Annotated in this window: 9 protein-coding genes; 4 read left to right on the plus strand and 5 right to left on the minus strand. The window is 39.7% G+C overall.

Features of this window, described 5'->3' with window-relative positions:
* The first annotated feature begins 551 nt into the window (after positions 1–551).
* Positions 552–1787 (plus strand): glycosyltransferase, encoded by a 1236-nt coding sequence (locus IQ228_RS16435; RefSeq protein ID WP_027402162.1) that lies wholly within the window; start codon positions 552–554, stop codon positions 1785–1787.
* A gap of 118 nt (positions 1788–1905) precedes the next feature.
* On the opposite strand, the gene IQ228_RS16440 is transcribed toward IQ228_RS16435, so the two are convergent.
* The 3 genes from IQ228_RS16440 to IQ228_RS16450 form a co-directional block, all read right to left on the minus strand.
* Positions 1906–2187 carry a peptidase gene (locus tag IQ228_RS16440; protein ID WP_027402163.1) on the minus strand — a complete coding sequence of 94 codons (282 nt, stop codon included), beginning with the start codon at positions 2185–2187 and terminating at the stop codon, positions 1906–1908.
* 92 nt (positions 2188–2279) lie between these two features.
* On the minus strand, positions 2280–4871 hold the full coding sequence (locus IQ228_RS16445) for a cation-translocating P-type ATPase (RefSeq protein WP_027402164.1): 2592 nt from the start codon (positions 4869–4871) through the stop codon (positions 2280–2282).
* Between the two features lie 129 nt (positions 4872–5000).
* Positions 5001–5186, minus strand: a complete 186-nt coding sequence (locus tag IQ228_RS16450; protein ID WP_027402165.1) for a sensor histidine kinase — start codon at positions 5184–5186, stop codon at positions 5001–5003.
* 46 nt (positions 5187–5232) lie between these two features.
* Between IQ228_RS16450 and IQ228_RS16455 the strand changes: the two genes are divergently transcribed.
* A complete protein-coding gene (locus IQ228_RS16455) occupies positions 5233–5658 on the plus strand; it encodes a hypothetical protein (RefSeq protein ID WP_027402166.1) in 426 nt (141 codons plus the stop codon).
* A 386-nt stretch (positions 5659–6044) separates the two neighbouring features.
* On the opposite strand, the gene IQ228_RS16460 is transcribed toward IQ228_RS16455, so the two are convergent.
* Positions 6045–6485 carry a hypothetical protein gene (locus tag IQ228_RS16460; RefSeq protein ID WP_027402167.1) on the minus strand — a complete coding sequence of 147 codons (441 nt, stop codon included), beginning with the start codon at positions 6483–6485 and terminating at the stop codon, positions 6045–6047.
* Positions 6486–6586: 101 nt separating this feature from the next.
* Between IQ228_RS16460 and petN the strand changes: the two genes are divergently transcribed.
* Both petN and IQ228_RS16470 read left to right on the plus strand, forming a co-directional pair.
* Positions 6587–6673 carry a cytochrome b6-f complex subunit PetN gene (gene petN, locus IQ228_RS16465; protein ID WP_013189847.1) on the plus strand — a complete coding sequence of 29 codons (87 nt, stop codon included), beginning with the start codon at positions 6587–6589 and terminating at the stop codon, positions 6671–6673.
* 7 nt (positions 6674–6680) lie between these two features.
* Positions 6681–6842, plus strand: a complete 162-nt coding sequence (locus IQ228_RS16470) for a hypothetical protein (RefSeq protein ID WP_168634893.1) — start codon at positions 6681–6683, stop codon at positions 6840–6842.
* Positions 6843–7178: 336 nt separating this feature from the next.
* Here the strand turns inward: IQ228_RS16470 and IQ228_RS16475 are convergent, their stop codons facing one another.
* Positions 7179–7421, minus strand: a complete 243-nt coding sequence (locus IQ228_RS16475; RefSeq protein WP_015079328.1) for a DUF4327 family protein — start codon at positions 7419–7421, stop codon at positions 7179–7181.
* Positions 7422–7712 lie beyond the last annotated feature (291 nt).

Here is a 7712-nt window from a genome sequence, read left to right on the forward strand (position 1 = left end):
ACATACCATTATATCTTTATCAAGATTATATGCAACATAAATATTTTCACATTGTAGTTATTCACTCCCCCCTCTAAAATTATCGAAACCCTTGACCTCTCGTTAAGGATAGGGGGGGAGTGTGAGAGTGTGAACAGTTATTTCACATTTTGAACTGGAATGACTTTATCTTTCACAAACCATGACTATTTTTATACTCAAAACGGTTGGGACATGGACTTTTGCCAAATGACAAAGAACCCAAGTCATCTCATTCCCAGTCTCTGGCTGGGAATAAATTCTAGAAGGCTCTGCCTTCAATAATATTAGAGGCAGAGCCTCATCAACTACATTCCTAGTCAGAGACTAGGAACGAGATGTGGTAGGGATTTGAGATTAAGTTGACACCATTAAGCTTTTGCTTTACCCCTTGTATCGTAATAAGGAGAGGGAAAAAGAATAATATTTAATATTAAAATTTATCCATTGTTTCTATATGCCAAAAGTATTGTACTCTATGGAGAGTTAACCTTTATAGGCGATTTAGAAAGTTAAAATTTACTACTGATTTTATGACCATCAACTCATCTAATTCTTTATTAGCAGTTCCTATTGGTACATTGATGATTGCTGAATTTACACCCAAAGAAACAGCCGAAAACAATGCCATTTTCCTATCTTTAGTAATTCCCACGTATCAAGAGTGTGACAATATCGAAAATGTGGTCAATATATTAAGTGGGTTATTGGATAAAGCTATTCCTGGTAATTATGAACTCATTATAGTAGATGATGATAGCCCTGACCGAACTTGGGAAGTGGCACAATCTCTGATTCCAGATTATCCCCAATTACGGGTCATGCGTCGTCAAGAAGAGAGAGGACTATCCTCAGCAGTAATACGTGGCTGGCAAGCGGCTAGAGGGCGTGTATTGGGCGTAATTGATGGCGATTTGCAGCATCCTCCAGAAGTATTAACACAACTGTTGCAAAAAATAGAAGCGGGGGCTGATTTAGCATTAGCTAGTCGTCATATAGACGGTGGTGGTGTGAGTAGTTGGAGTGTAATTAGACGCTTTTTATCCCGTGGAGCGCAAGTGCTAGGATTGGTGATTTTACCGGGAGTTTTAGGTAGAGTTAGTGACCCAATGAGTGGTTATTTTATCGTACGACGAAGTGCGATCGCTAATACCACACTTAATCCTATAGGGTATAAAATTCTTTTAGAAGTTATTGGTCGGGGACAGGTAGGAGAAATTGCTGAAGCCGGTTATGTATTCCGCGAACGCACAGAAGGAGAAAGCAAAGTGACGTGGAAACAATATGTAGACTATATTCAACACTTAATCAGATTACGGTTATCTACTGGAAAAATAGGAAAAATTCGCCAAAAAGTTAACTTTCCTATGGGACGATTTCTCAGATTTGGTGCAGTGGGATTTAGTGGCGTATTTGTAGATTTAACCATATTTCACATTATGCGTACTGTAATTAATTTGGGTTTAACTCGCAGTACAATCTTATCTGCCGAAGTAGCAATTCTCAATAATTTCCTCTGGAATGATTTGTGGACATTTGGGGATATTTCCCGGAAACAGACAGGAAAGCGCCAGCGTTTCAAAAGATTCCTGAAATTCAATATGGTCTGTTTAGCAGGGATAATCATCCAAACATTAGTAGTCAATTTCCTATTCAATAGCTTAGGTATGAACCAGTATATAGCTAAATTAATAGCGATCGCAGTAGCCACAATTTGGAACTTCTGGGTTAACCTAAAACTAAGCTGGCGAGTCACAGAAGTAAAATAATTTTTGGGAGTCAGGAGTCACCGAGTCAGGAGTCAGGAGAAAAAGAAGAAGAAGAAAAGATCTTCTATTCTGAATCCTTGAAATCCATTCATCTGCGTTTATCCGCGTTCATCTGCGTTTAATTATGATTAGGTTTTTTCTTCTGATTAAACAAACCCGACATACTCATACCCGTCACCAACAAACCAATTAATCCAAAACCATTCAAAATCGGATAAATTGCCTGTAAATGAAAAATTTCCCCAGTATGAATTTTCAACATTAATCTAGAAGAAAGCCCAATATTAACAGACCATTCCCCAATAATAGTTGCTAACATTCCCGTTAAAACAGTTAATAAAAGTGGGACACAAACAATAATGCCAATAACACGATGATATTTACGAAATGCTTTTTTCACAGTAACCCTCCAAAGATTTTTAAACGCAGATGAACGCAGATAAACGCGGATGTTACCTTTGCGCCTTTGCGCCTTTGCGTGAGACATTTTATTTATCTACGTCGCCAAACCTTCAATCCTTCAAACCACAAAATACTCAATACCCCAGAAGTGAGACTAACTAATAAATCATCAAAATGAAGAAAAGAGAACCGGAATAAATGACGTAGCACAGGAACATAAAGCACCAAACCCATAAACACCACAGCACCAGCCAGCACCCACCAAAGTGCCGCATTAGGAGTGCGTAACATTTCGGGAATAGTCCGCGACCAAGAACGATTACTCAAAATCATACTCAAATTTGAGACAATTAGGGTAGTAAAAGCCAAAGCACGGGCATCAAATTCCCCATATCCAGAATAAAAAGCCACAGCAAATACAAGCAGTAACACCGCTAACACACTTACCCCTTGCAGTAGTGCTAACCTCAAAGTTCGACGACTGAATAAGGACTCTCTGGGATTACGGGGTGGACGGTTCATGATATTGCTTTCTTCTGGTTCAGCCTCAAATACTACAGTACAGGCAGGGTCAATAATTAAATGCAGAAAAGCAATGTGGATAGGCAATAATACCAGCGGCCAATGAAATATTACCGGAATCAAGGACATTCCCGCAATGGGGATATGCACCGCCAAAGTATAAGCCATACCTTTTTTCAGGTTATCAAATACTCGCCGTCCTAGCCTCACAGATTCGACAATAGCAGAAAAATCATCATCTAGCAAAACTAAATCCGCAGATTCACGGGCAACATCTGTTCCCCTTTCACCCATAGCAATACCGATATTTGCAGCTTTCAAAGCTGGGGCATCATTCACACCATCTCCAGTCATAGCCACGATTTCACCGCAGCGTTTGAGGGCATTCACAATTAGTAATTTTTGTTCGGGAACAACCCGCGCAAAAATATTCACAGTTTGAATGCGAGATAGTAACTCCCCTTCTGGGATTGTTTCCAGTTCTGACCCGGTAATTAGTTCTGTGGCAGGTTTTAGACCGATTTGGCGGGCAATATTTTGGGCTGTGGCGGGATAATCTCCTGTAATCATCACTACCCGGATACCAGCAGTGTAACACTCAGCAATGGCTGGGGCGACAGTTGGACGCACGGGGTCAGCCATACCTAGCAGTCCCAAAAAGGCAAATTCAAAGTCATGCTGGGCTTGAGGAAGAGATTTGAGGGTTTTGTTTTTTTGATGTTGTCCAATAACTTTGGCTACACCCAAAACACGCAAACCAGCGATCGCCATTTTATTAATCTGCTGTTCCAAATCTTGCCTTTGTTGGGTGTTAAAATGACAAAGATCAGCGATCGCTTCCGGAGCTCCTTTAGTAGCAACCACCAACTTATTTTCTGGAGATTGCCACACACAGGACATGGCTAATAATTCACCTGTGAGGGGATATTCCCGCAGGATTTCCCAGTCTTGGTGTAAATGTTCTGTTCTAGCTAAATAGTCATCACCCACTTGTTTGAGGGCTTTTTCCATGGGGTCGAAAGGGTCTTTGCGACTGGCTAAAATCCCAAATTCGATTAATTCATGAAAAGTTTCCGGCAGGGCTTCCCGTTCATGGAGGGCAACATCGTAAAATTGCGGTGTTAATGTTGTGGGCTGATACACAAATAATTGCTGAACTGACATCCGGTTAAAAGTCAGCGTTCCAGTTTTATCTACACAAAGAACAGTCGCAGAACCCAGTGTTTCTACTACAGGAACACGCCGAGTTAAAACCCTAGCCTGGGAAAATCTCCAAGCCCCTAAAGCCAGGAAAATTGCCAAGACCACAGGAATTTCATTGGGCAAAATTGCCATCGCCAGTGCCAAACCTGCTAAAATTCCTTGTAGCCAATCGTTCCTTGTTGCACCGTAAATAACGATTACAGCTACACAAATAGCGATCGCTACAAAGGTCAATTTACTGACAATTTTTCGAGTTTCCCGTTGCAAAACCGTGTCTTCGGATTCGACAGTTTGCAAGGCTTTACCAATTTTACCCATTTCCGTCTGCATACCTGTGGCATAGACTTGGGCAATTCCCTGACCTTGAACTACTAACGTTCCCGAATAGACAAAAGGTAGATCTTCACCACCAGGACGATGCTGTGTGGCGGTTCTCATCGTATTTTCTAAATCGGTGGTATCCTGTTTGCGAACGGGTAAAGATTCCCCAGTTAACAAAGACTCATCAACGCTCAAATGGGTAGACCACATCACCACAGCATCAGCAGGAACTCTATCACCCTCTGACAAAACAATCACATCTTCTCGAACTACTTCCCGTCCAGCAATTCGTTGACGTTTGCCATCACGAATAACTAATGCGCGTGGACTAGAAAGATCCCGTAATGCTTCCAGAGATTTTTCTGTTTTTTGTTCTTGGTATAAGTTGATGCCAACAATGAAAAAGATGAACCCTAGTAAAATTAAAGCTTCCTGGGCATCACCCAAAAACAGATAAATGATACCACATCCTAATAACAGGAGAAAAATCGGCTCTTGGAAGATTTCTAGGGCAATTTCCCAGATTTGGCGATGTTGGGTAGATGGTAACTCATTATATCCTTCTTGTTGGAGGCGATCGCTTGCTGCTGACACAGATAGCCCCGTAATAGATTGGAGTTCGATTTTATGAGTCATGATAAAAGTTTTGTTTGAGTGGTTACATATCGTGTAAACTACATATAGCGATCGCCAAAAAATCCCCAAAATTTATCTTAAAAATCTCTTAAAACTGTTATTCTGAGCAGAGCGTTCCCACTCATAGGCTTATGACCAAGCTGCCCTATTAGAGGCGACACCAATACCAGTATCCGCCACTTCCATAACTACAGAATCATCCCATTTAACGATTTTTATCCTGAGCAAGCCGCCATTAGATGGATATTGCAAAGTATTTCCCAGCAAATTGCCAAGTTGCACTTTCCGAGTTCTTGACATTTGCTGTTTTATCATAGGAAATATTAACGGTACAAATAAAAATATCCATTAGGAGTTGACCATGAAGAATTTCAAATCAATGTTAATTATTGCAAGTATCAGCTTACTGGCTTTAGTAGGTTGTAACAAGCCCGAACAATCTGCTACCGAAACTACCCCAGCCGGAACTTCCAATTCTACAAAAAAAGTCCCAGGACAAAAATCTACAGTCAGTAATGCAGGTTTACTCGCTGTAGTCTCCAAAACAAAAATCGCAGTTACATCTGGGAATTTTGTCCAAGCTAAAAAAGAATTTGACAAGTTTGAAGATGCTTGGAAAGAAGTAGAAGATGGCATCAAAGCTAAATCTCGTGATAACTATGAAGCTGTAGAAAAAAGTATGGATGAAATTTCAGGAGAACTCAAAGCTGCTAAACCCCAAAAAGATAAGTTATTAGCATCCTTAAAATTATTAGAAAAAACTATTGATACTATCTCCAAGTCTTAATAAACTCTCAAATTTAATAATTTTGAATCGGACAACATTTAAAGATAATCTATTTTCATCACAATACTGTTCGGTTAAGCCTAAAAAGTCATTATCCGGCAGGTTGGGTGGTGGAACGTAAACCTATCCCTGACGGGAGATGTTAGCCATAGTGTGGCGTATCCCTGCGAACTGCTTGCAGCAGCGCTTCGCTATCGCCGGAGGCATCAGCCACAATCCAACATTATCAAGAATTTTGTTGGGTTTCGCTGTCGCTCAACCCAACCTACATTTCTTTAACAATCGCTGAAAAATTCTTTACTCTTGCCTCTTGCCTCTTGCCTTGCTATAACATTTTCATCCTGTTCATCCTGCCATCCTGGATATCCTGATTCTGACAATAAAATTCATGAAAAAGGTTTCAACCATTTCCATAAAATAGCAGTATCGAGAGCAAAAGCAGCCAGAGAAAACCACAATATACTTTCTCCTGCTAAGATTAAAAAAGGCAAAACCGAATTACTTAGATGCCAACCAACTTCTATTTGAGTTAAACCCCGCACTAAACCAAAAGCCCAAATACCCCCAGTTTTGAGGTGAGGATTGGTATCTACACGGATAATATAACGATAGGTGACACCAAATAGAAACCCAGAAAACCCGGCTATGACACCATTTAATAACATCTGTAAATTTACTATATCAATTTTATCATAAGTAACTATTGGAAAATACTTATCTAACCAAAAAACATTAATAAAGCTGGTACTAAGAAAAGCTAAACCTAAAGATATGCTGCCAATTACTCCCGCTTTCAGGGATTCTAACCGTTCTGCCATTAATTCCATAATTTTTCTAACTCTCCTATCAATCTAGTTAATGAATCCACTGCATTTTCCCAGTATGATGGATATTAGAGCCGTTTTGTAATTATTTGAAAAGTAGAACTATGATTTTGACACTGGGTTGGGTATCGCTGTTAGTTGTGTTTACTTGGTCTATTTCTATGGTAGTTTGGGGACGCAACGGACTATAGAGGCATCGTGGAAAGTCCATTTTTGGGTATTTTAGCCTTATTTGGGGTGCTGCTGCTAGTAGGAGTTACTGGTGGTGTTGTTTATCTAACATTATCAGATTGGCGCGATCGCCGTCGTCTCGAAGACGAAACCCGCGAAGCCCGACGTAGCACTAGCAAGCGAAAATGATTCTATTGCAGCTTATGTATAGCTGTATTTTGCGTTAAAAAGTGTTTATGTAGGGATAATCACTATTTCTATCCCTACATAACTTATATTTATATACAAGCAAATTTATCTATGAGAATGTAGATAGACAATGGGTTTCGGCATGGTCAACCAAAATAAGCGATCGCAGTTTTACCGAAGATATTAGCCAACTTTATTCATTATTTCTTTGCGTCTCTGCGTCTCTGCGTGAAATGAAATTCAAGAAATATAGAAAAAAATATACCTGTTTATAGCCAGAAACTACAAACAAGTACAATCAAAAATAACAGTAGTTTATTAAAAAAAACAAAATTATTAGTCGTTATCCCACTCTTCGCGTCCGATTAAATCACCGATGCGATCGCGCAGCAAAAAATCACATTTCTCTAATTCACATTCTACACAAACCCACTCTCTAGCCGGGATAAACTGGCAAAGTGTATATATTGGTTGTTGACGACCAACCATTCCCCTCTCCACCAGTCGGCGTGCTTCGTCCTGAATAACATTTAGAGAGTAGTAATTGTAATTAATAGAAGGCACCGTATTCACACTCATGGTTTTTTTCTCACAAAATTACATCAAAAATACATTTAGACAGTGTTCCCGTTATGCACGAGGAACAAACATGGCAATAATTAAACCTGTGTCCAGGGTTTTGTAGTTTGCTATACGGAACTATTATCATTTTGACGCTACGCACCTCCAAATTATCTAAAGAAATGTTAAGTTTGTCAACAAAGGGTGACATTCATGGTATTTCAACTTCATATTCCTAAGATAACAGCAGTTAAGTTTACTAATCAAACCTAGATATTTACATTTTTAACATTCTGTCTCTTATACACA

The organism is Dolichospermum sp. LEGE 00246 (assembly GCF_015207865.1).
Lineage (GTDB): Bacteria > Cyanobacteriota > Cyanobacteriia > Cyanobacteriales > Nostocaceae > Dolichospermum > Dolichospermum heterosporum.

Coding starts and splice junctions, on each gene's coding strand:
- petN (WP_013189847.1), top strand. CDS start 6,587: ATGATTTTGACACTGGGTTGGGTATCGCTGTTAGTTGTGTTTACTTGG.
- IQ228_RS16475 (WP_015079328.1), bottom strand. CDS start 7,421: ATGAGTGTGAATACGGTGCCTTCTATTAATTACAATTACTACTCTCTA.
- IQ228_RS16455 (WP_027402166.1), top strand. CDS start 5,233: ATGAAGAATTTCAAATCAATGTTAATTATTGCAAGTATCAGCTTACTG.
- IQ228_RS16460 (WP_027402167.1), bottom strand. CDS start 6,485: ATGGAATTAATGGCAGAACGGTTAGAATCCCTGAAAGCGGGAGTAATT.
- IQ228_RS16450 (WP_027402165.1), bottom strand. CDS start 5,186: ATGATAAAACAGCAAATGTCAAGAACTCGGAAAGTGCAACTTGGCAAT.
- IQ228_RS16435 (WP_027402162.1), top strand. CDS start 552: ATGACCATCAACTCATCTAATTCTTTATTAGCAGTTCCTATTGGTACA.
- IQ228_RS16445 (WP_027402164.1), bottom strand. CDS start 4,871: ATGACTCATAAAATCGAACTCCAATCTATTACGGGGCTATCTGTGTCA.